Raw genomic sequence first — 22,583 nt, forward strand, 5'->3', positions numbered from 1 at the left:
AAGGGTGAGAGGGGTATGAGGGGCTATCCAAGGGAGCCCTGACATGAACAAACTCACCCCGCAGCCTGGCATCATGGACATCGCCCTGTACCAAGGGGGGGCGGCCCATGTGAAGGGCGTCGAGAATGTCATCAAGCTCAGCTCGAACGAGAACCCGTTCGGACCAAGCCCCAAGGCGATAGAGGCTGTGCGCGACAGCGCGGCAGACCTGCATCGCTATCCCAACACAGATCATGGCCCGTTGCGGGCGGCCATTGGCGCGCAGCATGGGCTGGACCCTGAGCGGATCATTTGCGGCGTCGGCAGTGACGAGGTGTTGCAATTTGTGGTGCAGTGCTATGCCGGTGTGGCCGACGAGGTGATCTATACCGAGCATGGGTTTTCCATGTACCCCATCCTGGCCCGTGCCGCAGGTGCAGTGCCGGTGCAGGTGTCCGAGAAGGATCGGATGGTTGATGTGGACGCTATTTTGGGGTCGTGCAATGACCGCACGCGGGTGGTGTTCCTGACCAATCCGGGCAATCCGACCTCGACCATGATCCCCGAAACAGAGGTTATGCGCCTTGCTGCAGGTCTGCCAGATCATGTGATCCTGGTGGTCGATGGGGCCTATACCGAATATGTCGATGGCTTTGACGGCGGCGCAGCCGTGGTCGATGCCCATGACAACGTGATCATGACGCGCACGTTTTCCAAGATTTACGGATTGGGTGGCATGCGCGTCGGGTGGGGCTATGCGCCCAAGTCGATCATTGATGTGCTGAACCGCGTGCGCCAGCCCTTTAACCTGTCCGCAACTGCTCTGGCTGCTGCTGAGGCCGCAGTGCGTGACCAAGGATACGTTGAGCACTGTCAGTCAGAAAACACGCGCCTGCGCGGCTGGCTGGCTGACGAACTGGCAAAACTTGGGGTGTTGTCGGACGCATCGCACACAAATTTCATACTCGCCCGCTTTGCCGATCAAGCGGAGGCCGACGCCTGTGACGCGCATTTTCAGCAGCAGGGGTTGATCGTGCGGCGGGTGGCTGGCTACAACCTTCCTACTGCCCTGCGGATCACCGTGGGCGATGAAGCGGCCTGCCGTCGTGTTGTGCGGGCGATTACCGAGTTCAAGGAGCGTACCCAATGAGCCAGGTTTACGACCGCGTCGCGTTGATCGGCCTGGGCCTGATCGCGTCGTCTATGTTCTGGGCGATCAAGCGTGCAGGGCTGGCAGGCGAAGTGACGGGCTATTCGCGCTCTGCCAAGACCCGCGACACCGCGCGCCAGATCGGGCTATGTGATCGTGTCTGTGACAGCGCGATTGAGGCAGTCAAAGACGCGGACCTTGTGGTGCTCTGTGTGCCGGTCGGAGCGATGGAAGCCGTGGCGCAAGAAATTTCGGGCGCGCTGAATCCCGGCGCGACTGTGACGGACGTGGGGTCGGTTAAACGCCACGTGATCCAAAGCGTGGCGCCATACATCCCCGAGGGTGTGCATTTCGTACCCGCACACCCGTTGGCCGGAACCGAGCATTCGGGACCCGAAAGCGGTTTTGCCGAGCTTTATGACAACCGTTGGTGCCTGCTGGTTCCGGCCGAAGGGTCGGACCGGGGCGCGGTCAAAAAACTACGGTCCTTGTGGGAAGGTATGGGCGCCAACGTCGAAGAAATGGACGCTGATCACCATGACTTGGTCCTTTCGGTGACCAGCCACGCGCCGCACCTGATTGCCTATACTATGGTTGGGGTCGCCGATGACCTGAGCCGCGTGACCGACAGCGAGGTGATCAAATACTCGGCCGCCGGTTTCCGCGATTTCACCCGGATCGCCGCGTCAGATCCAACCATGTGGCGCGATGTGTTCCTGACAAACAAAGACGCCACGTTGGAAATTCTGGGTCGGTTCACTGAAGAGCTTTTTGCGCTTCAGCGGGCCATTCGGACAGGCGATGGCGAACAACTGTTCGACTACTTCACCCGAACCCGCGCGATCCGGCGCGGTATCATCGAGGCGGGGCAGGACACCGACGCGCCCGACTTTGGCCGCGGGAAAGCGTCACAATGATCGCTCGGGCGCTCTTTCCTGCAACTTTGGCAACGGTGCTTTGTGCCCTGCCGGTTGCAGCGACGGCGCCCGAAACCTCGCTTAGACCTCAAGCACGCGCCACTCAATCCGTGGCCGTGTCGGCAGCCGTGCAAGAGGCATCCGTCCAGGTGGCCGCAGCCGAAGCGGCAACTTTTGTTGTCAGCAGTCGGGCCCGGCCAGTGTCACGCCCGGTGTCCGATCAATTGGTTCAAGTGGCCGCACGCCCTGCGGATTTGCCATCGTTGGGGCCTGACGTGTCGTTGCGCCCTTACTTGCGGCCCAAAGCGGTCGAGGAAGAAGCGTTCTTCAAGAGACGTAAGAAACGCAAGGGTTCGGTCTGCGGGAATATCGAAATCCAAGGGCAGGCGGCTGGGGACATTCCGGGTAAGATCCGTGGATGTGGCATTGATGATGCAGTGCGCGTGACGTCGGTTTCAGGCGTGCGACTAAGCCGCCCGTCTCTGATGACCTGCGACACAGCACGCAGCCTGAACAAGTGGGTTGATCGCAGTGTCATCCCAACGTTCCGGCGCCGTGGTCCCGTCGTGGAACTCAAGGTAGCGGCCCACTATTCCTGTCGAACCCGCAACAACAGGCCAGGTGCCAAGATTTCCGAGCATGGCAAGGGCAAAGCCATCGACATTTCGGCCTTTCGCATGAAGGACGGCGAAGAGATCACCGTGCTTGATGGTTGGAAACGTGGTTCAACCCGCAAGATGCTGCGCCGGGTGTGGAAAGCAGCCTGCGGTCCGTTCGGGACGGTTTTGGGCCCCAACGCCGACCGCTATCACCGCGATCACTTTCACTTGGATACGGCCCGTCACCGGGGTGGCTCTTACTGCCGCTAACGCAGGATTAATCGCGGGGAAGGGCCGATGGGCAAAGGCCCAAGGGCGACAAAACCATCGCGGAAATTCAACTGCACATCCAACGCGCTTGGGTTACCGCCCAGGCTGGCCAGCATGTTCAGAACACGTTCGGCGGGATCAACGGCTTTTGACGGAATCGCGCCAGCAGCCTCGGCCATGGCCAGCATCTCGCGCCAGTTCTCGGCCTTCAGGGCTATCTCTCCGGTCGGTATACCTTGCGCATCCACGGTCAGTTTACCTGCCGCGAACAGGCGCAATTCGCCCCAGTGCAGTTCGGCCAGTTTCAAATCAATCGCCACCGGCTGGGGGCGCATTTCTTCAAGCGCGCTGCGGTCCCATTGCTTGTCGAACTCAATGGCAGTGTCCAATTTCAACGCATCAAAACTGCGCGGCAATACGGCTGAGCTTGCCAGCACCCGGCGAATTTCCTCGCCCGGCGTGAAATCGGCCGCGTCCACGGTGATCTGATAGGTTTCGGGCTGCTCGGCCTGGACCATCGACAATGTCAAATCCCCAGCATTGGCGACGGGTCCCTTGGGGCTGGAAATCGCCCACTGACCGGCAGTCAGTGCAAGCCGGTCCAAAGCCAGGGCGATGCCCGGATGCAGATGCAAGTCTGCCTGCATGTTCTGCGCTTCGATGACCAGCGTTTGGTCAAAATACGACAAGCGTTGCGGTGTCGGTGCAAACCGGAGTGTCTGACGACCGGGCCAGATCGCGGGGCTGTCCAACTCTAGCCAATCGGCCTGCCAGGCGGCGCCAGTGGTGGGATCAGCCAGCGCAGGGCTGGTTATCATCGTGCGGTGCCGGGAGGGATAGCCCGAGGTCTCGACGGCAGCATAATCCGCCTGCCAGCCGCGCGCTCCTTGTGTGGCAAACCAGCCCTCGATCCCGGAACGCAGGCCAAATCCCGCGATGTACCAGTAGGCTGACCACAGCAAACCCAGAACAATGACCACTCGTATCAGCCGCAGCATGTGCAAAGGCCCCTTTTTCCTGCCCGTGTTTTGATGTTTATAGGTCGAAACAGGCAAGGACCAGCACCATGACGATGTGGGTATTCGGATACGGATCGCTTTTGTGGAACCCGGGATTTCCGGTGGCGCGTAGCGAATTGGCAACGCTGCATGGCTATGCGCGCTCGTTCTGCATGAGCTCAATTCACCACCGCGGGACCGAGGACAAGCCAGGTTTGGTTCTGGCGCTGGACGAGGTAACGGATGCCCATTGCCGTGGCCTGGCCCTGGCGGTCGAGCCGGGTCACGAAGAAAAGACGCTGGCCGAGCTTCGCGAACGCGAGTTGGTGTCGTCGGCCTATCTGGAGCGGATGCTGGATGTGCATCTGGATGACGGCAGTGTCGTGAATGCCGTCACCTATGTCATCGACGCCGACCACGTGCAGTATTGCGGCGGTATGGAGCTGGAACGTCAGGCTCAGATTATCGCGCGCGCCGTAGGTGGTCGCGGACCAAATACCGAATATCTCTACAACACGGCTCAACATCTGACTGAAATTGGTCTGCATGACCCAGATCTCGACTGGCTGTCGACCCGCGTGCGCGTGCTTTCGGTATAAATCCTTGGCGCAGCGCGCAATTCTTCGTTAGGTTCGGGCCAGAGCAGGCAACCCGTGTCAGGAAGACCGCGCATGGCGCAACTAGAACAAGAGACGAGACCGCAGTTCTCGCAACCGATTCAACAGATCGTAACTATGCTGATCGTTCTGGGCCTCTCCGGTGCCGGCGCGTTTCTGGCACTGCCGCGTGTTTTGCCGGTTTTCGAAGCGAACCCTTACCTGAACGGGTTTATCGTCTTTGTTTTTGTCATCGGCGTGTTGGCCTGCTTCTGGCAGGTGGTTCAGTTGATCGGCTCGGTCCGTTGGATCGAAACTTTTGCCGTGGGAGAGCACAACGCCAATGTCGTGCCGCCCCAACTGTTGGCGCCCTTGGCCTCGTTGTTGCGGTCTCGGGGTGCGCGGATGCAGCTGGGGTCATCATCGACTAGATCGATCCTGGATTCGGTGGCGCAACGGATTGATGAGGCGCGGGAAATCACCCGCTACATCGTTAATCTTCTGATTTTCCTTGGCCTTCTGGGCACATTTTACGGATTGGCCACCACAGTACCTGCCGTAGTCGACACCATTCGCAGCCTCGCCCCGCAGGAGGGCGAAGAGGGGATTACCGTTTTCAACCGCCTGATGACCGGGCTTGAAGCTCAGCTTGGCGGCATGGGCGTTGCTTTTGCTTCGTCTTTGTTGGGTCTGGCGGGGTCGCTGATCGTGGGTTTGCTGGAACTCTTCGCCGGGCACGGCCAGAACCGGTTCTATCGCGAGTTGGAAGAGTGGCTGTCCTCGATCACCCGCGTGGGCTTTAGCTCGGGAGACGGCGATGGCGACGGGAGCGGCGTTGATACAGGCGCTATCACGAATGTTATGGACCACATGGCCGAGCAGATGGACGGCCTGCGTGCCATGTTCGAAGCATCGGATAAATCTCAGGCCGAGGTAAACGCCCGGCTTGGCCATCTGGTTGACGCCATCAGCGCCATGAGTGACCGGGATGCGAGAACCGAAGGCACGATTGCTGCGCTTGATCGAGTTGCCGCAGGGCAGGACGCTCTGGTCGAGATCATGCGGACGCAGGGCCAGCACGAGGGATTGGATGCCGAAAGCCGGATGCGTCTGCGGTCAATTGACGTGCAGATGCTGCGTATCCTGGAAGAAATATCCGCAGGTCGTCAGGAAAGCATGACAGAGCTGCGCAAGGATATCGAGTTGCTGGTCGCGGCGATGTCAGCTGGACGGGTGCCAAAGCCAAGCAGCGGGGGCTGATCCCATGCCTCTGTCACGCCGCACAGGTCAAAGGTTCCAAGGGTCGATCTGGCCCGGTTTTGTGGACGCGATGACCGGCCTTTTGCTGGTTCTGATGTTTGTATTGACCATTTTCATGGTCGTGCAATTCGTCCTGCGCGAGACAATTTCAGGCCAGGAAACCGAGCTGGACGCGCTGTCGTCCGAAGTGTCGGCGCTGGCCTTGGCACTTGGGCTAGAAGAGCGTGAAAGCAATCAACTAGAGGCGCGTCTGGGTGCGCTCAATTCAACGCTCAATCAGGCGCAGGACAATCTGGATGCAGCGCAGGCAGAGCTGGTTGAACGTGCCTCGATCATCGCAACTTTGACCGCCGAGCGTGATGCGCAAAACGCGGCCCTGAGCGCGGCCCAAACGCAGATCACCGGATTCGAGGCGCAGGTTGCCGCGCTCTTGGCGGATCGTGATCGGGCGTTGTCGGACATTGCATCGCTTCAACAGGAACGGGACGCCTTGGATCAGGCGCGCACGGAATTGCTGTCCGAGCAAGAGGCACTGAACTTGGCGCTTGCGCAATCGCGCAGCGAGATCGACGCCCAGACCGAGGCCGCTCGCCTAGCTGCGGCCCGCCGCGAAGCGCTTGAGGCGCTGGTAGCGGATTTGGAAAAAGAGGGCGAGGCAAACGCCGGTCGCATCACTTCGCTAGAGCAGAAACTGACAGACGAAGAAGCCGCACGTTTGGCTGAGGCCACCGCCGCCGAAGCCCTGCGTGAGCGGTTGCAGAATGCCGATGCCGAGCTGACGGCGATGACGCTCGCATTGGAGCAACAGAGGCAAGACGCTGAGGACACCCTGACCCTTCTCGCTGCGGCCGACGTCGCGCGCGACGCCTTGCAGCAAGAGCTGGCGCAGGCTTTGGAGCAGATTGAGATTGCTCAAGCACAGGGGCGCGAGCGGGATGAATTGGCCGAACGCCTGACCCGCGCTTTGGCGCAGATGGAGCTGACGCAGTCAGAACAGACGGCCCAAGTGGACACGTTGGAAGGGCAACTGGCTCAGGCTCAGGCCGATTTAGATGCCGCTCGTGCGCGTGTCGCGGGCACCCAGGACAGTAAGGTCGAGGTTGAGGCGCGGCTGCTGCAAGCGCTTGAAGAGTTGGAGCGCGCGCAGGTTGCCGTTTCGGATCAGGACGTGTTGCAGGCCCGTTTACTGGCGGCGTTGAACGCGCAAGACAGTGCCAGTCAAGAAGCCGCCAGCCAGCGCAGCCTGGCCGAAGAGCGCGCGGCCCTTTTGGCCAAGGCGCGCGAAACACTGGCCGACGAACAAGAAATCTCGGCCGAAGCACAACGTCAGACGGCCCTGCTGAACCAACAGGTGGCTGCCCTACGCACGCAACTTGGTGGGTTGCAGGCACTGCTGGACGATTTTAAAGATCGCGATGCAGCGGCCCAGGTGCAGTTGCAGACGTTGGGGCAGGACTTGAATGCCGCTCTGGCTCGCGCCGCATCCGAAGAGCGCAAGCGCCGACTATTGGAAGAGGCCGAGCGTAAGCGGTTGGAGGCAGAGGCTATTAAACTGGCAGAAGAGGCCCTCGCGTTGCAAGCTCAGGCCAAGGATCTGGAGCAATACCGGTCTGAGTTCTTTGGCCGCTTGCGGGGACTGTTGGGCGACCAAGAGGGCGTGCGGATTGAGGGCGACAGGTTCGTGTTTTCGTCCGAGGTTTTGTTTGACCCTGGCAGCGCCGATCTGTCCGTTGATGGTCAGTTTGAAATCGCCAAAGTGGCGCGCATCCTGCAATCCATCGCCAGCGAAATCCCAAGCGAGATTGATTGGGTGATCCGTGTTGACGGTCACACCGACAATGTACCTCTGTTTGGAACGGGCAAATTCTCGGACAACTGGGAGCTTAGCCAGGGCCGGGCTTTGTCCGTGGTTCGCTATATGGTCGAATTTCTAGGCATCCCACCTGATCGCCTGTCGGCTAACGGCTTTGGCGAATACCAACCGCTCAACACCGCAGATTCGCCCGAAGCGCGGGCGCAAAACCGGCGCATCGAGCTGAAACTGACCGAAAAGTGACGTTCAGAGCGCGGCGTAGCTGTCAGGCATGAAGGGGATGTCAGTGTCGCCAGGGCGGGCGCCTGCGGCGGTCAGCATGGCGTGGATCTGACCCCTATGGTGGGTCTGGTGGTTGAAGAACTGCAAAACCAGCAGGGTTTTGGGCTTGGTCACTTCACGTTCAATCGCGCCTGAGTACCAGCTCAAGTCGCCCTCGAACCATTGATCCGGCACCTCTTTGGTCCACCTTAGGATTTGCTGATCCAAATCCTTGCGGTATGCGCAGAATGTTTCCCACTCTGGCAGGAATTGCGCAGAATCCTTGATCGCCAGATCGGGGGGGTAAATTCCGGCAAAGCGGCTGAACCACAGCGTGTCACCCCAGGCAAGATGCGAAAACGTGCGTTGAATCGAGTCGAAGAAGGCACCGCGATCTTTCTGGCGTTCGGCCTCGGTCAATGTGTTCGCTGCGGCGACTAGATTGTCGTTTTGCCAAAGGTTATAGCGAGCCATGTTCTGGCAATAAGCAACGTTGGGCATGAGATGCACCTGCTTGGTTGTTTCGGGGGGTCAGTTGATCGTCGCTTGGGTGGTGGCTCGGCTGAGCACCTGGCCATCGCGGATCATGGTCACGATGCCATCATATTCCCCACTTGGCCATCGTGATTTTTTCAACCGCTTGCCATAGGCGCGAAAAAACCGCGCCAGGTTCTTTTCCAGAATCGAGTCGTAATTGGCCATCAATCCTTCAGGCCCATGGATCTCGATCCGGATGACGTCGCCTTTGCGACCCCCATAGGCAAATCCATATAGAACCAGTGCCCCCGAGGCCGGTGACATCTGTGTCTGTTTTGCGGTTCCGGCGTGAATTTCGTCATAATCCGGCACACGATCGGCGAACCCTGCCTCGATCAAGGCGCCGGGCAGATAGTCGGGGACCGAGCGCCAAAGGTTCTCTCCCGCGACATCGCAGGCGACGACATCGCCAGTGTTGAACGGGTCAACCACCTTACCATTGTGGCGCACTGACATATGCAGGTGGGGGAATTGGGTTTTGCCGCTTAGGCCAATTTCGCCCAGCACTGTGCCCCGTTTGACTTTATAGCCAGTGCGCACCCGCACCGACCCCTTTTTCAGGTGGCAATACTGTGTTTCCCAGCCGTCATCATGGCGCACGACCACCCCGTTGCCGCATTCCTTGCCCTTGACGTCTTTGGCATTGTCGATGGTGTAAAGCTGGTCTTCCATCCCATCGCGTACACCACGCACCATACCCGGCGCAGCGGCGATAACATTCACGCCGTCCTGCATGGCTCTTAGGGTAGGAAGGGAGAAATCAGTGCCCTTGTGGCCATCATAAGCGAGGTTGCCGCACTGGTAGTCGCGATAGCCATCCCCGGCGTCGCGGTCGACATATTGTTGGATGTGGCAGGTTTCACCCAAGACGCAGTCAACGGGTAGGGTTAATATTGGTTCGCTCGCCGCAGGATATGCGGCAAGCGAGAACAGTGCGATCAGCGCCGCACGCATTAGTCCGCGGTCAAAAGCGGAGGCTTGTCGCCAGAAATGCGCGGTTTGTCGGGGCCGTCAATCTTCAGATCCAACTCGCCATTTTTGACGCCGACGAGGACGACGCCGCCTTTGGCAAGCTTACCGAACAGCAGCTCTTCGGCGAGTGGTTTCTTGATATATTCCTGAATCACTCGACCCAAGGGGCGTGCGCCCATTTTGTCGTCGTACCCTTTGTCTGCTAGCCACGCCGCTGCCGGACGCGTCAATTCGATCGACACATTGCGATCCATCAATTGGGCTTCCAACTGCAGCACGAACTTTTCAACCACCTGTAGAATGACCTCTTTCGGCAGTGGTGCGAATGAGATCACGGCATCCAGACGGTTGCGGAATTCAGGCGTAAACGTGCGCTCGATGGCAGCGGTGTCTTCGCCCTCGCGTCGGTCACGAGCAAAGCCGATGGCCGCCTTGGCCTGTTCTTGCGCGCCCGCGTTCGAGGTCATGATCAACACCACGTTGCGGAAGTTCACAGTACGCCCGTTGTGATCGGTCAGCTCGCCGTGGTCCATGACCTGCAGCAGAATGTTGAACACATCGGGGTGCGCCTTTTCGATCTCGTCAAGCAGCAGCACACAATGCGGGTGCTGGTCGACACCGTCGGTCAGCATGCCACCCTGATCGAAACCGACGTAACCCGGAGGGGCACCGATCAGACGCGAAACTGCGTGTTTCTCCATGTACTCAGACATGTCGAACCGCAGTAGTTCTACACCCAAGGTGTCAGCCAATTGCTTGGCCACCTCGGTTTTGCCCACACCTGTCGGACCGGCGAACAGGTAGTTGCCGATGGGTTTTTCAGGTTCACGCAGGCCGGCGCGAGCCAGTTTGATGGCGCTCGACAGTGCTTCGATCGCCTTGTCCTGACCAAAGACCACGCGCTTGAGCGACGCTTCCAGATCCTTGAGAACCTCGGCATCGTCCTTGGTGACATTCTTGGGCGGAATGCGGGCGATCTTGGCCACGACGGCCTCAATCTCTTTGACGCCGATGGTCTTGCGCCGCTTGCTTTCAGCGACCAGGTGCTGCGCTGCTCCAGCCTCGTCAATGACGTCGATGGCTTTGTCGGGCAGTTTGCGGTCGTTGATGTAACGCGCCGACAACTCGACCGCGGTTTTGATCGCATCCGCAGTGTATTTGATGTCGTGATGTTCCTCAAAATAGGGCTTCAGACCTTTCAGGATCTTGATGCTGTCTTCGACCGTTGGTTCGCTGACGTCAATCTTTTGGAATCGACGGCTTAGCGCACGGTCTTTTTCGAAATGCTGGCGGAACTCCTTGTAAGTGGTTGACCCCATGGTCCGCAGCTTGCCGCCTTGCAGCGCAGGCTTCAGCAAGTTGGACGCGTCCATCGCACCTCCCGACGTGGCACCAGCACCGATTACGGTGTGGATCTCGTCGATGAACAGAACTGCGTCGGGGTGGTCTTCCAGTTCGGTCACCACTGCCTTCAGGCGTTCTTCGAAGTCACCGCGATAGCGGGTGCCTGCAAGCAATGCGCCCATGTCCAGCGAATAGATCGTGGCATTCGACAAAACCTCGGGCGTGTTGCCGTTAACGATCTTGCGCGCCAAGCCTTCGGCAATCGCAGTTTTACCCACGCCGGGATCACCCACCAAAAGCGGGTTGTTCTTGCGGCGGCGGCACAGCACCTGAATGCAACGTTCCACTTCGGAATCGCGACCAATCAGTGGGTCAATGTCGCCTTCACGCGATTTGGCGTTCAGGTCGACGCAGTATTTGGCCAGCGCGCTTTCTTTCTGCTCGCCTTCGGTTGTGGCGGTGTGCACCTCTTCTTCGGCATCGGTTGCACCCGACACTGGGCGGCTTTCACCAAATTCCGGGTCTTTGGCGACGCCGTGCGCGATAAAGTTCACCGCATCATAGCGGGTCATATCCTGCTCTTGCAGAAAGTAAGCAGCGTTGCTTTCACGTTCAGCAAAGATCGCGACCAGAACGTTGGCGCCGGTGACCTCTGTGCGGCCCGACGACTGTACATGGATCGCGGCGCGCTGGATCACGCGCTGAAAAGCGGCTGTCGGCACGGCCTCGGATCCATCTATGTCTGTGACAAGGTTTGACAAATCCTCGTCGATAAACTCGACCAGAGTGCTACGCAGTTCGTTCAGATCCACACTACAGGCCTTCATGACACGCACCGAATCGGGTTCGTCCAGAAGCGCCAGAAGCAGATGCTCCAGCGTGGCAAATTCGTGACGCCGTTCGTTAGCAGCGGCCAGGGCTGCGTGAATGGCTTGTTCAAGTGTGCTCGAGAATGAAGGCACGCGGGTGCTCCTCTGTCTTGGGTCGGGCGGGGCGTGGGATGGAGGCACCCCCAACAGCCAACCATGTCCTCATAGTATTAGAGTTTGGTTGATGTTTGCCCGGCTTCAAGGGTTTTCTTTCATTTAGCGGTCACATTTGTTGTGACTGTTGTTATGTTCCAGGGTGCTAAAGGGTCAGAAACTGTCCTTGCGCGACCGGATTTCGGTGAACACAGCCGCCGGATCAGCGCCTGACATGTTCAGATTGTCTGCAATACCCGGCTCTGCGGCGCGCAGAAAGGGGTTAGTTGCCAATTCCAGTGCCAAAGATGACGGCACGGTAGGTTTTCCAGCCGCGCGAGCCTGTGCGATGTCGGCCACGCGGGCTTGCAAATCAGCGTTTTCGGGTTCAATCGTGATCGCAAAGGCACCATTTGACTGGGTGTATTCGTGGCCCGAACAAACGGTTGTTTCAGGGGGCAGGGACGCCATTTTGCACAGCGAGGTCCACATTTGATCCGGTGTACCCTCAAACAAGCGTCCACATCCAAGCGCCATCAGGCTGTCGGCGGTGAACAGAACGCGACTGGCAGGCATATGAAAGGCGATGTGGCCAATCGTGTGACCTGAGACGTCCATGACATTTACGGTCTCTCCGGCAAATTCGAAACTGTCCCCGTCCCTAACTTGGCTGTCCAAGGCAGGCAGGCGGTGCACATCAGCGGCAGCCCCGATGACCTTTGCCGGGTGTTTGGTCAGAATGTCTCCCAGGCCGTCCACGTGGTCCCAGTGGTGGTGTGTAAGCAACACATGGCTGAGCGCCCAACCGCGCGCTGCAAGCTCGGCCAGAATGGGGTCGGCTTCGGGCGTATCAACCAGAGCGGTTTCTCCGCTTGCGCGATCATGGGCCAGAAAGGCATAGTTGTCAGAGAGGCAGGGAATGGTGACGATCTCGAGAGGCATGGCCTTTTGACCTTTCGTTGCTAAACTGGCCCGCAGCTTGGCCGATCATACGGGCGTCCGCAATGCATCTTGATGTGCAGGATCTAAGGAATTTCTATTACCGCAGCACATTGGGGCGCGCGGCACAGGCGGCTGTGCGCGGACGTGTCCAGGCGATCTGGCCGCAGGCGACCGGGCAGACCATCGCGGGCTTCGGCTTTGCTGTACCCTTGTTGCGCCCTTATTTGGGGGATGCGCGCCGGGTGATTGGACTGATGCCGGGGCCGCAGGGGGTCATGGCTTGGCCCGCAGGGCAGCCCAATGTCTCGGTCCTGGTCGAAGAAACGCTCTGGCCGATCGAAACTGGTCACATTGATCGTTTGATCGTGATGCACGGGTTAGAGACGTCCGAGCGTCCTTCGGATCTGCTTGATGAATGCTGGCGGGTATTGGGACCGGGGGGCAGGGCGTTGTTTGTGGTGCCGAACCGGGCGGGGCTGTGGTCACGCTCGGACAAAACCCCATTTGGATATGGTCGACCCTATACGCTCACCCAACTTGAGGCACAGTTGCGCAAGCATGAGTTCGAGCCAGAATTTCATTGCTCCGCCCTATACCACCCACCGTCGTTCAAGCGGTTCTGGCTGAAAACGGGCCCGATGTTGGAGCGTACCGGCACCCGCATCCCGACGATCATGGCGGGCGGCGTGTTTCTGGTTGAGGTGTCAAAGCGCCTGCATCCTCCGCGCGGGGCCGGGATCAAGGACAAGGTTCCAAGCCGCATTCGCATTCTCGAAGGGTTGTCGAACCCGCTACCGAAACCAGCTTGGCGTGGTCCGACGGAGGTGGGATAAATTTCCGTTGAAACTGGACCTATTGATGAGGCCAGTTTCGCGGCAATCTGCAAGAAATCTGTCGCAGGAATCGCAAAAACCTGCAATTCGGTAACATTTTTCAACCCGGCAACCCGACACAAACGGTCGCAGTTTCGGTAAGGTATTGAAAAGAAACGATATGTGGATAATTCCGTTACCGCTATAGGTTATTGCTAGGTCGCAAACGCTCTGCTACATCCCCCAAGAATTTGATGCCCTGCCGTCCCGGCGGGGTTTCTTCACGCCCCCGTGTTACCTGCTCAGGTGATCTCGGGGCCAACGTATCGGAAGGGTGGACGTGTCCGAACCAGCTTCGATTTCCGCAGGCATCGCTGAACGCTATGCCACCGCGATCTTTGAGATCGCGAAAGAGAACAAAAACCTCGACGGTCTGGAAACCGGCATCAACGATCTGGTGGCAGCTTTGGCTGACAGCGACGATCTGCGTGACCTGATTGCATCACCGCTCGTGTCGCGTGCTGATCAGGAAGCCGCCATCGCGGCTGTCGCCACCAAGATGGGTCTGGATCCGGTTCTGACCAACAGCTTGGGTCTGATGGCGCAAAAGCGTCGACTGTTCGTCGTGCCGCAGTTGCTGACCGCGTTGCGGGAGGCTCTGGCAGACGCCCGCGGCGAAGTGACAGCTGATGTTGCATCGGCCAAGGCGCTGACCAAGACCCAGGTTGAAAAACTGTCCAAGACGCTGTCCGAGCGTGTGGGCAAGACTGTTACTATCAATGCGACCGTTGATGAGAGCCTCATCGGCGGTCTTGTCGTTAAAGTGGGCTCGAAGATGATCGACACCTCGATCCGCTCCAAGCTCAACTCCCTCCAGAATGCAATGAAAGAGGTCGGATAAATGGGTATCCAAGCTGCAGAGATTTCTGCAATCCTGAAGGACCAGATCAAGAACTTTGGTCAGGACGCAGAAGTGGCCGAAATCGGTCGCGTGCTGAGCGTCGGCGACGGTATCGCCCGCGTATACGGCCTCGACAATGTTCAGGCCGGTGAAATGGTCGAATTCCCCGGTGGCATCATGGGTATGGCGCTGAACCTGGAAAGCGACAACGTCGGTGTGGTTATCTTTGGGTCCGACCGTGACATCAAAGAAGGCGACACCGTCAAGCGCACCAACTCGATCGTGGACGTGCCAATCGGCAACGGTCTGCTGGGTCGTGTTGTTGACGGTCTGGGTAACCCCCTGGACGGCAAAGGCCCCATCGAATCCACCGAGCGCGGCGTTGCTGACGTCAAAGCGCCGGGCATCATCCCGCGTAAATCGGTTCACGAGCCGATGGCAACCGGCCTGAAGTCGGTCGACGCGATGATCCCGATTGGCCGTGGCCAGCGCGAGCTGATCATTGGTGACCGTCAAACTGGTAAGACCGCTGTCGCCCTCGACACCATCCTGAACCAGAAGTCGGTCAACGACGCTGCTGGCGATGACGAGAGCAAGAAGCTGTACTGTGTGTACGTTGCGATCGGCCAGAAGCGTTCGACCGTTGCTCAACTGGTGAAGAAGCTGGAAGAGTCCGGCGCGATCGACTACTCGATCGTTGTGGCTGCGACCGCGTCCGACCCGGCACCGATGCAGTTCCTGGCACCCTACGCCGCAACCGCGATGGCCGAATTCTTCCGTGACAACGGCAAGCACGCCCTGATCATCTATGATGACCTGTCCAAACAGGCCGTTTCGTATCGTCAGATGTCGCTGCTGCTGCGTCGTCCGCCCGGACGTGAAGCTTATCCTGGTGACGTTTTCTACCTCCACTCGCGCCTGCTCGAGCGTTCGGCAAAGCTGAACGAAGACTTCGGTGCCGGTTCGCTGACAGCTCTGCCGGTCATCGAAACCCAGGGCGGCGACGTTTCGGCGTTTATTCCGACCAACGTGATCTCGATTACCGACGGCCAGATCTTCCTGGAAACCGAACTTTTCTATCAGGGCATCCGTCCTGCTGTGAACACCGGTCTGTCGGTTTCGCGTGTGGGCTCTTCGGCTCAGACCAACTCGATGAAATCGGTTGCTGGTCCGGTGAAACTGGAACTGGCTCAGTATCGCGAAATGGCTGCGTTTGCGCAGTTTGGTTCCGACCTTGACGCCGCAACTCAGCAGCTGCTGAACCGTGGTGCGCGTCTGACCGAGCTGATGAAACAGCCGCAGTATTCGCCGCTGACCAACGCCGAAATCGTTTGCGTCATCTTTGCAGGCACCAACGGCTACCTCGACAAGATCGACGTAACCGATGTTGGTCGCTACGAGGCTGGCCTGTTGTCGCACCTGCGCGGCAAGCACGCTGACCTGCTGGAGTGGATCACCAACGAAGATCCTAAGATCAAGGGTGATGCGTCCGACAAGATCAAGGCTGCGCTGGACGAATACGCCGCAACCTTCGCCTAAGGAGACGCGGCAATGCCAAATCTTAAGGACCTTAAGAACAGGATCGAGTCGGTCAAATCGACCCGCAAGATCACCAAGGCCATGCAGATGGTCGCGGCCGCAAAATTGCGCCGCGCCCAGGAATCTGCCGAAAGCGCACGTCCCTATGCCGAACGGTTCAATGCCGTGATGGCGGGGCTGGCGGTCTCGGTCGGGGGCAGCGACAGCGCCCCCAAGCTGCTTCGTGGTACGGGCAGTGATGATGTGCACCTGCTGGTCGTAATGACAGCCGAACGCGGTCTCTGCGGCGGCTTTAACGGCAACATCGCCAAACTCGCCCGCGCCAAAGCGGGTGAACTGCGCGCGAACGGCAAGACGGTGAAAATCCTGACGGTCGGTAAAAAAGGTCGCGACGCGATCAAGCGCGATTACGGTGATATGTTCGTGGGTCACGTCGACCTGAGCGACGTCAAGCGTCTTGGCTATGCCAATGCGCAGGACATCGCCAAGGACGTATTGACCCGTTTCGATGCCGGGGATTTTGACGTCGCAACGATCTTCTACTCGAAGTTCGAAAACGTCGTCACGCAGATCCCGACCGCACAGCAGATCATCCCTGCCTCGTTCGAAGAGACCGAAGGCGGAGACGACAGCGGTGCGATCTTCGACTACGAGCCCAGCGAAGAGGCCATTCTGGCCGACCTGCTGCCCAAGGGGGTTGCCACGGCGATCTTCTCGGCTCTGCTCGAAAACGCGGCCTCGGAACAAGGTGCACGGATGTCCGCAATGGACAACGCGACACGCAACGCGGGTGAAATGATCGACAAGCTGACGATCCAGTTCAACCGTTCGCGTCAGGCCGTGATCACCAACGAGCTGATTGAAATTATTTCCGGCGCCGAAGCGCTGTAAGAAACCGGAGACACAACATGGCGAATGCAAAAGGCAAAGTCACACAGATCATCGGGGCCGTCGTCGACGTCCAATTCGATGATGCACTGCCTGAAATTCTGAACGCGCTGGACACCACCAACAACGGCAAAAAGCTGGTTTTGGAGGTTGCACAGCACCTGGGCGAAAACACTGTCCGTACCATTGCGATGGACGCGACCGAAGGTCTGGTTCGCGGCGAAGCCGTCACCGACACCGGCGCACCGATTGCGGTTCCGGTCGGCAACGCGACCCTGGGCCGGATCCTGAACGTTGTGGGCGAGCCCATCGACGAAAAAGGCCCGGTTGAAACCGACGAAACCCGCGCCATCCACCAGGACGCACCGGATTTTGCGGATCAGGCAACTGAATCCGAAGTTCTGGTCACCGGCATTAAGGTTGTTGACCTGCTGGCCCCTTACGCCAAAGGCGGTAAAATCGGTCTGTTCGGCGGCGCCGGCGTTGGTAAAACCGTTTTGATCATGGAACTGATCAACAACATCGCAAAAGTGCACTCGGGCGTGTCCGTGTTCGCGGGTGTTGGTGAGCGTACGCGTGAAGGTAACGACCTGTACCACGAGATGATTGAATCCGGCGTTATCGTTCCCGAGAACCTGAGCGAATCCAAAATCGCCCTGGTTTACGGCCAGATGAACGAGCCTCCGGGTGCGCGTATGCGTATTGCTCTGTCGGGTCTGACCCTGGCGGAACAGTTCCGTGATGCGACCGGTGCCGACGTTCTGTTCTTTGTCGACAACATCTTCCGCTTCACTCAGGCCGGTTCCGAAGTTTCGGCTCTGCTGGGTCGTATTCCTTCGGCTGTTGGCTATCAGCCGACACTGGCGACCGACATGGGCGCGATGCAGGAACGCATCACTTCGACCAAGTCCGGCTCGATCACGTCCGTTCAGGCCGTTTACGTGCCTGCGGATGACTTGACCGACCCTGCGCCTGCTACCTCGTTTGCACACCTGGACGCGACTACCGTTCTGAACCGTGCGATCTCGGAAAAAGGTATCTACCCGGCTGTTGACCCGCTCGACTCGACCTCGCGTCTGCTCGACCCCGCCATCGTGGGCGAAGAGCACTATGCGGTTGCGACCGAAGTTCAGCAGATCCTTCAGCGCTACAAGTCGCTGCAGGACATCATCGCCATCCTTGGCATGGACGAACTGTCCGAAGAGGATAAGATGACCGTTTCGCGCGCTCGTAAGATCGAGCGTTTCATGTCGCAGCCGTTTGACGTTGCTCAGGTGTTTACCGGCTCGCCGGGTGTTCAGGTTCCCCTGGATGTCACCATCGCTTCGTTCAAAGCAGTTGTGGCCGGTGAATACGACCACCTCCCCGAAGCAGCCTTCCTTATGGTTGGTGGCATCGATGAAGTGATCGCCAAAGCCGAGAAGATGGCCGCAGAAGCTGCCTAAGGAGTATCCCTGATGGCTAACACGATGCAATTCGACCTCGTCAGCCCGGAGCGGAGCCTTGCTTCGCTTCAGGTCAGCGCGGTCCAGATCCCGGGTGCGGACGGAGACATGACGGCAATGCCCGATCATGCTCCGACCATCACCACCTTGCGCCCTGGTGTGCTCAAGGCCGAAGGTCCCGAAGGTACCACCGAGTATCTCGTGACCGGCGGTTTTGCCCAGATCAACGGCGACGGTCTGTCGGTACTGGCTGAAAAAGCCATCCCGGTGGACGAGGTGACCCGTGCACATCTGGACGAGCTGATCGCAGAGGCACGTGGCGCCCATGAGGCGTCGCAAGAGCACCCCTCGATCGTTGATGAAGCAGCCAAGCTGCTCGCCGACATGGAAGCTCTGGGTGACCACATGAGCCTTTAAGCTCAACGTGAAATGAACATGAAAACCGGCCCTTGATACAGGGGTCGGTTTTTTTGTGCCTTGTTGTTGCCCAAGTTTTTCGGACAATGGCGGATGTAGGGAAAAGACCAGTAAGTTAAATGAGAACATTCAAAACCCATCCGATTGGAATTGCCCAAGGCGACGAACAGATTTTCGCAGACTTCGAAAACGACGGAGAGATGTGGACAGGACACGGTACCCGTGAACGGCGACATCCGGTTGTTTTTGACGAGGCGTTTCGCTCAAGCCCGGCTGTTCAGGTCGGGATTTCTCTGTGGGACGTGGACACGTCAGCGGCTGTCCGGGCCGAGGTGATTGCTGAGAACATCACATCTGACGGGTTCGAGATCGTATTCCGGACCTGGGCCGACAGCCGCGTCGCCCGCGTCCGCGTCGCCTGGACTGCCATTGGCGATGTGACGACGGATGATGATTGGGATGTGCCATAGTGCTTGCGACGACGTGTGGCCAGTGAATGTCGGTTGTGAGCCCAAAGGCGACCTCGGTCGGGGCCTCAATATCCGACGCGAAGGGCGAAATCCGGACGTTTGTAGTGCTCGATTATGGCAACCAAAAACACCTCGAAAGCGGAGAAATGTAAGATCAAGTTTCACAAATGAAACATGATGCCGGGTTTCATCCAAACCGTTTCAAAACAGACCAGTTTTTGATTGCAGAGGTTTGGCTCAATCACAGGTGCCGCCAGTTACTGAAGTCTCCTCAGGCCGGCTCTTTCCAAACCTTCCAACACATGCGCAGAAGCATCAGGATTTGTAATGTAGCGGGACAAGAAATAGACTGGATCACTCAAGAATTTCGGATTCAGGGCGTCGGCTTTCGAAAGCTCGTCTGATGCGGCGAGGTCCAAGCCAAGCTGAGCGAAGGCCGCTGCTCTTTCCAAATGGGACCAGAAGAAACCGGGCATCCCAAAATTGTTGGCATGAATCAATGCTTGCTCGTAGTCACCAAGTTCATAAGCGCGAACAAAGCTGTTGTGGTGCAGCCAACCAACGCCTTCGGTAGCCTGACGCGGAATGGATCCCTCCATCTCTGGTGAGGTTTGATTGCCGTTGGCAACTTCAAGAACCCATTGACCTCTGATCGCCCAGTTTTCATCTTTGGACTGGATCAGTGACCGGCCGCAATTCCTGACCTTGTCGAAATCGCCGTCTTCCAGAGACAGAAAAGCCCGGGCCAGCAATGCCCGTGGATTGGAGGGGGTGATGGAAAACGCCTTTTCCAACAGCCTGCCAGCTTTCTCAACCTGACCATGGTCACGCTGGTACCCGTGTTTGACGCCGTCCAGAAGAAGATCAGCAAAGGCCGCCAGAACATCCGGGTCTTCAGGTTGCAATGCGCTCATGTTGGCAAGCCGTCGATATGCGACGGAGTGGGCCTGTCTGGTTGCGACGCCCTGATACCAGTTGGCGATCTGCAGCGCGTTCTCCACGTCATCTGACTGGGTCAGATTCCAGCCAATGCGAAGCTTGTAGTTGCCCGGGTCCAACCCAATCACGACCTCCGGCCTGTTCCGTGCGTTGTAGAGTTCAAGCTCTGTCCGCAACCGTTTGACCGCGACCCGGACCCGTGAATCCTTTTTGCTGCGAAAATCTGGCCCAAGCCCAAACACATTCTGTGCGATCAATGAGGCGGTCGGCTTTTCATCGCGTATTTCCAGTTCGCATTCGACCAGGACCGTCAGAAGGTCGGAAAGGTAGTCGGAACCGCGAAAGCTCTTGCTTTGGCAAATCCTCTCCGCTGCGTGCAAAACCCGGTCTCTTGGGACATCGCCGCAACTATGGTCGTTGATTGGCATCGCGGAACTCCTTGATAGGGTGCCGTAAATGGAGGGGTGTTAGTCACATCTTCTCCAAAGTTGCCGGGATGCTAACTTTAGTCAATCTTTGTTGCCGGGAGGGCTACGGACAATGTCAGGCAAACTTGTTGCTACTTCAATCGCAGTATTTGCGTTTTCAATGGGACAAGTGCACGCTCAGTCTGCGGATACTGTTTACATCAATGGGAAAATCTACACGGTGAATGAGGCACAGCCCTGGGCTGAAGCCGTGGCAATCAACAACGGTATTTTCGAGGTTGTTGGCACGAATGACGAGGCTATGGCGGCTGTGGGCGATACAACCAAGATTATCGACCTGGATGGCGCGTTCGTCATGCCGGGGTTGATCGACGTTCATGCCCATCCGTTGTCGGTGGGAATTGATCGGGCCAATCTGAGCTTCTCGGACCCTACCAACGTCGATACTATGCTGGCCGACCTAAAGGCATTCGCCGAAGCGAACCCTGACCTTCAGGTGATCCGGGGTGGGAGTTGGAATCTCGGTGTCTTCGCTGGTGACAGTCCTACGAAGGATCTGCTGGACGCGGTTGTCTCAGACCGACCAGTGTATCTGGTCAGTCAGACGGGACACTCGGCGTGGGTCAATTCCAAGGCACTTGAGAACGCCGGAGTGACAGGCGAAACTGAAAATACCGCGACCATCATCTTCGACCGCGATAATGTCACAGGCGATCCAAGTGGCACAGTGCGTGAGTTCGCAATGGGCGTGATCCTTCAGTCCCTGCCAGAGGTAGCGATCGAACCAGTCGCCGAAGCGCAAGCTGGTATTTTTGCTGAGTGGAACTCCTTCGGGTTCACTTCGATCAAGGCTGCGGAAGGCCATCCGGTGCCGGTGGGAGCCGCCAACATTCTGGACAGGCGTGGCGATTTGACGATGCGGATCTTCGCGTCCTGGGACTGGCGCAGCCACTATATGGAGCAGTCCGCCGAGAAGCAGGCCGAAACGATTGCCGACTGGGAGTCCTACAAGAGCAGGCTGGTGGCACCTAATGCCGTCAAGATGTTCTTTGACGGCGGCCCAGACAGCTATACTGCCTTTCTGCTTGAAGATTATGAGGGGCGATCCGGTTTCCGCGGGCAGACAAATCTTCCGATCGAGCAATTCGAAGCGGAGGTACTCGACTTCAACCGCAAAGGTCTCGGGGTCATAGTGCATGTGATTGGGGACGCCGGCGGACGCGAATTGGCAAAGCTGTTCAAGCGCGTACGCGAAGAGATGGGACCGGACGGGCCGCTTCTACACTTTTCACACGCCTGGATGACGCGGCCGGAGGAATTTGACGTGTTGGCCGACTTAGAGGGTGTCTGTATGGATTTCTCACCTGCCCTTGCTTATCCGGCAGCCGAGATCGAAGGTAGCATGGCCCCTCCGGTGGGTGATCGCTACCAAACGTTCTTCAACGTTGTCGACTCCATCAAGGCATTTCAAACCGCCCGTGCGATAGATATGAGCATTCCTATTGGTTTCGGTAGCGACTGGGCTTCCGCGCTAATTCCCGACCCAAATGGCTTTCACCAGATGCAGGCATGGGTGATGCGTACCGACCCAGAGAATCCGTCTGGACCGGCACTAAATCCGACTCAGGCGATCACACTGGAAGAAGCAATTTATGGCTTCACGCAAGGTGGCGCACATTGCCTTGGTCAAGGATGGGAGGACAAGCTCGGGTCGCTGGAAGCCAGAAAACTCGCCGATTTCATCGTACTGGACTCCAATCCATTCGAAACCCCAATTGAAAACCTGTGGCAGACAAAGATCGAACGCACAGTGGTCGACGGACGCGTGGTCTATGATCGCACCTTGGACATCGTCGACGATCTAATCGACGAAGAAACCTTCAATCCAGGCACACGCTACACCACCGAGCCGTAAATGTTTGGCTCAACGCGGAGGACCCTTGATGCGAATCATGCTTATTGCGGGCGCAGTGGCGTTTCTGGTGTGAATAGGTTCCTATTGCGCTGACTCAAATGCCCGGTGTTCGTCTCACGTGATTTATTCGATGTCGCGAACCACAAACAGCAGCCATTCGAGAGCCGAGGCCGAACGGCGGGAACGTCCGGATCCTGTTGAAAAAGTCCGTTGATTGGTTGTTGTTGCT

20 protein-coding genes are annotated in these 22,583 nt (G+C 58.1%); 14 read left to right on the plus strand and 6 right to left on the minus strand.

Annotated features, from left to right (window positions below; genetic code table 11):
• Positions 1-43 precede the first annotated feature (43 nt).
• Genes hisC through G6R15_RS04270 form a run of 3 tightly spaced genes read left to right on the plus strand, consistent with a single transcriptional unit; the run spans position 44 to position 2,915 of the window.
• Positions 44-1,129: a histidinol-phosphate transaminase gene (gene hisC / locus G6R15_RS04260; protein ID WP_164658531.1), complete on the plus strand. Its 1,086-nt coding sequence runs from the start codon at positions 44-46 to the stop codon at positions 1,127-1,129.
• Positions 1,126-2,046, plus strand: a complete 921-nt coding sequence (locus G6R15_RS04265; protein ID WP_164658532.1) for a prephenate/arogenate dehydrogenase family protein — start codon at positions 1,126-1,128, stop codon at positions 2,044-2,046. Before hisC ends, G6R15_RS04265 begins: the two co-directional genes overlap by 4 nt.
• Positions 2,043-2,915 carry an extensin family protein gene (locus G6R15_RS04270; protein WP_164658533.1) on the plus strand — a complete coding sequence of 291 codons (873 nt, stop codon included), beginning with the start codon at positions 2,043-2,045 and terminating at the stop codon, positions 2,913-2,915. Before G6R15_RS04265 ends, G6R15_RS04270 begins: the two co-directional genes overlap by 4 nt.
• Here G6R15_RS04270 and G6R15_RS04275 read toward each other — a convergent pair.
• Complete coding sequence (locus G6R15_RS04275) at positions 2,912-3,913, minus strand: DUF2125 domain-containing protein (protein ID WP_205520465.1); 1,002 nt, start codon at positions 3,911-3,913, stop codon at positions 2,912-2,914. The two genes, G6R15_RS04270 and G6R15_RS04275, sit on opposite strands and share 4 nt — an antisense overlap.
• A 68-nt stretch (positions 3,914-3,981) precedes the next feature.
• Here G6R15_RS04275 and G6R15_RS04280 point away from each other — a divergent pair, with 68 nt between their 5' ends.
• The 3 genes from G6R15_RS04280 (at position 3,982) to G6R15_RS04290 (ending at position 7,825) form a co-directional block, all read left to right on the plus strand.
• Positions 3,982-4,512 (plus strand): gamma-glutamylcyclotransferase, encoded by a 531-nt coding sequence (locus G6R15_RS04280; protein ID WP_164658534.1) that lies wholly within the window; start codon positions 3,982-3,984, stop codon positions 4,510-4,512.
• A 72-nt stretch (positions 4,513-4,584) separates the two neighbouring features.
• Positions 4,585-5,769 (plus strand): biopolymer transporter ExbB, encoded by a 1,185-nt coding sequence (locus G6R15_RS04285; RefSeq protein WP_164658535.1) that lies wholly within the window; start codon positions 4,585-4,587, stop codon positions 5,767-5,769.
• 4 nt (positions 5,770-5,773) lie between these two features.
• The gene (locus tag G6R15_RS04290; protein ID WP_164658536.1) at positions 5,774-7,825 is read left to right on the plus strand and encodes a peptidoglycan -binding protein; all 2,052 of its coding nucleotides are present in this window, start codon (positions 5,774-5,776) and stop codon (positions 7,823-7,825) included.
• Between the two features lie 3 nt (positions 7,826-7,828).
• On the opposite strand, the gene G6R15_RS04295 is transcribed toward G6R15_RS04290, so the two are convergent.
• From G6R15_RS04295 to gloB, 4 genes are all read right to left on the minus strand, one after another.
• Positions 7,829-8,344: a DinB family protein gene (locus G6R15_RS04295; RefSeq protein ID WP_164658537.1), complete on the minus strand. Its 516-nt coding sequence runs from the start codon at positions 8,342-8,344 to the stop codon at positions 7,829-7,831.
• 30 nt (positions 8,345-8,374) lie between these two features.
• Entirely contained in the window at positions 8,375-9,334 is a 960-nt protein-coding gene (locus G6R15_RS04300; RefSeq protein WP_164658538.1) for a M23 family metallopeptidase, read from the minus strand.
• Positions 9,334-11,658 carry an ATP-dependent Clp protease ATP-binding subunit ClpA gene (clpA, locus tag G6R15_RS04305; RefSeq protein WP_164658539.1) on the minus strand — a complete coding sequence of 775 codons (2,325 nt, stop codon included), beginning with the start codon at positions 11,656-11,658 and terminating at the stop codon, positions 9,334-9,336. The genes G6R15_RS04300 and clpA overlap by 1 nt, the downstream gene beginning before the upstream one ends.
• A gap of 174 nt (positions 11,659-11,832) precedes the next feature.
• Positions 11,833-12,600: a hydroxyacylglutathione hydrolase gene (gloB, locus tag G6R15_RS04310; protein ID WP_164658540.1), complete on the minus strand. Its 768-nt coding sequence runs from the start codon at positions 12,598-12,600 to the stop codon at positions 11,833-11,835.
• Between the two features lie 62 nt (positions 12,601-12,662).
• Between gloB and G6R15_RS04315 the strand changes: the two genes are divergently transcribed.
• The 7 genes from G6R15_RS04315 (at position 12,663) to G6R15_RS04345 (ending at position 19,072) form a co-directional block, all read left to right on the plus strand.
• Positions 12,663-13,433: a methyltransferase domain-containing protein gene (locus G6R15_RS04315; protein ID WP_164658541.1), complete on the plus strand. Its 771-nt coding sequence runs from the start codon at positions 12,663-12,665 to the stop codon at positions 13,431-13,433.
• A gap of 319 nt (positions 13,434-13,752) precedes the next feature.
• Positions 13,753-14,313: a F0F1 ATP synthase subunit delta gene (locus G6R15_RS04320; protein WP_164658542.1), complete on the plus strand. Its 561-nt coding sequence runs from the start codon at positions 13,753-13,755 to the stop codon at positions 14,311-14,313.
• Positions 14,314-15,852, plus strand: a complete 1,539-nt coding sequence (atpA, locus tag G6R15_RS04325) for a F0F1 ATP synthase subunit alpha (protein WP_164658543.1) — start codon at positions 14,314-14,316, stop codon at positions 15,850-15,852.
• 12 nt (positions 15,853-15,864) lie between these two features.
• Positions 15,865-16,743, plus strand: coding sequence for a F0F1 ATP synthase subunit gamma (locus G6R15_RS04330; RefSeq protein ID WP_164658544.1), 879 nt, complete (start codon positions 15,865-15,867; stop codon positions 16,741-16,743).
• Between the two features lie 17 nt (positions 16,744-16,760).
• Positions 16,761-18,185 carry a F0F1 ATP synthase subunit beta gene (atpD, locus tag G6R15_RS04335; protein ID WP_164658545.1) on the plus strand — a complete coding sequence of 475 codons (1,425 nt, stop codon included), beginning with the start codon at positions 16,761-16,763 and terminating at the stop codon, positions 18,183-18,185.
• 12 nt (positions 18,186-18,197) lie between these two features.
• A complete protein-coding gene (locus G6R15_RS04340; protein ID WP_164658546.1) occupies positions 18,198-18,602 on the plus strand; it encodes a F0F1 ATP synthase subunit epsilon in 405 nt (134 codons plus the stop codon).
• A gap of 119 nt (positions 18,603-18,721) precedes the next feature.
• Positions 18,722-19,072: an H-type lectin domain-containing protein gene (locus G6R15_RS04345; protein WP_164658547.1), complete on the plus strand. Its 351-nt coding sequence runs from the start codon at positions 18,722-18,724 to the stop codon at positions 19,070-19,072.
• A gap of 257 nt (positions 19,073-19,329) precedes the next feature.
• Here G6R15_RS04345 and G6R15_RS04350 read toward each other — a convergent pair whose 3' ends face one another.
• The gene (locus tag G6R15_RS04350) at positions 19,330-20,439 is read right to left on the minus strand and encodes a hypothetical protein (protein ID WP_164658548.1); all 1,110 of its coding nucleotides are present in this window, start codon (positions 20,437-20,439) and stop codon (positions 19,330-19,332) included.
• 160 nt (positions 20,440-20,599) lie between these two features.
• Between G6R15_RS04350 and G6R15_RS04355 the strand changes: the two genes are divergently transcribed.
• Positions 20,600-22,354 (plus strand): amidohydrolase, encoded by a 1,755-nt coding sequence (locus G6R15_RS04355; protein ID WP_164658549.1) that lies wholly within the window; start codon positions 20,600-20,602, stop codon positions 22,352-22,354.
• The last annotated feature ends 229 nt before the right edge of the window (positions 22,355-22,583 follow it).

It is taken from the genome of Tropicibacter sp. Alg240-R139 (assembly GCF_900537075.1).
In the GTDB taxonomy this organism is placed as follows: Bacteria; Pseudomonadota; Alphaproteobacteria; order Rhodobacterales; family Rhodobacteraceae; genus Falsiruegeria.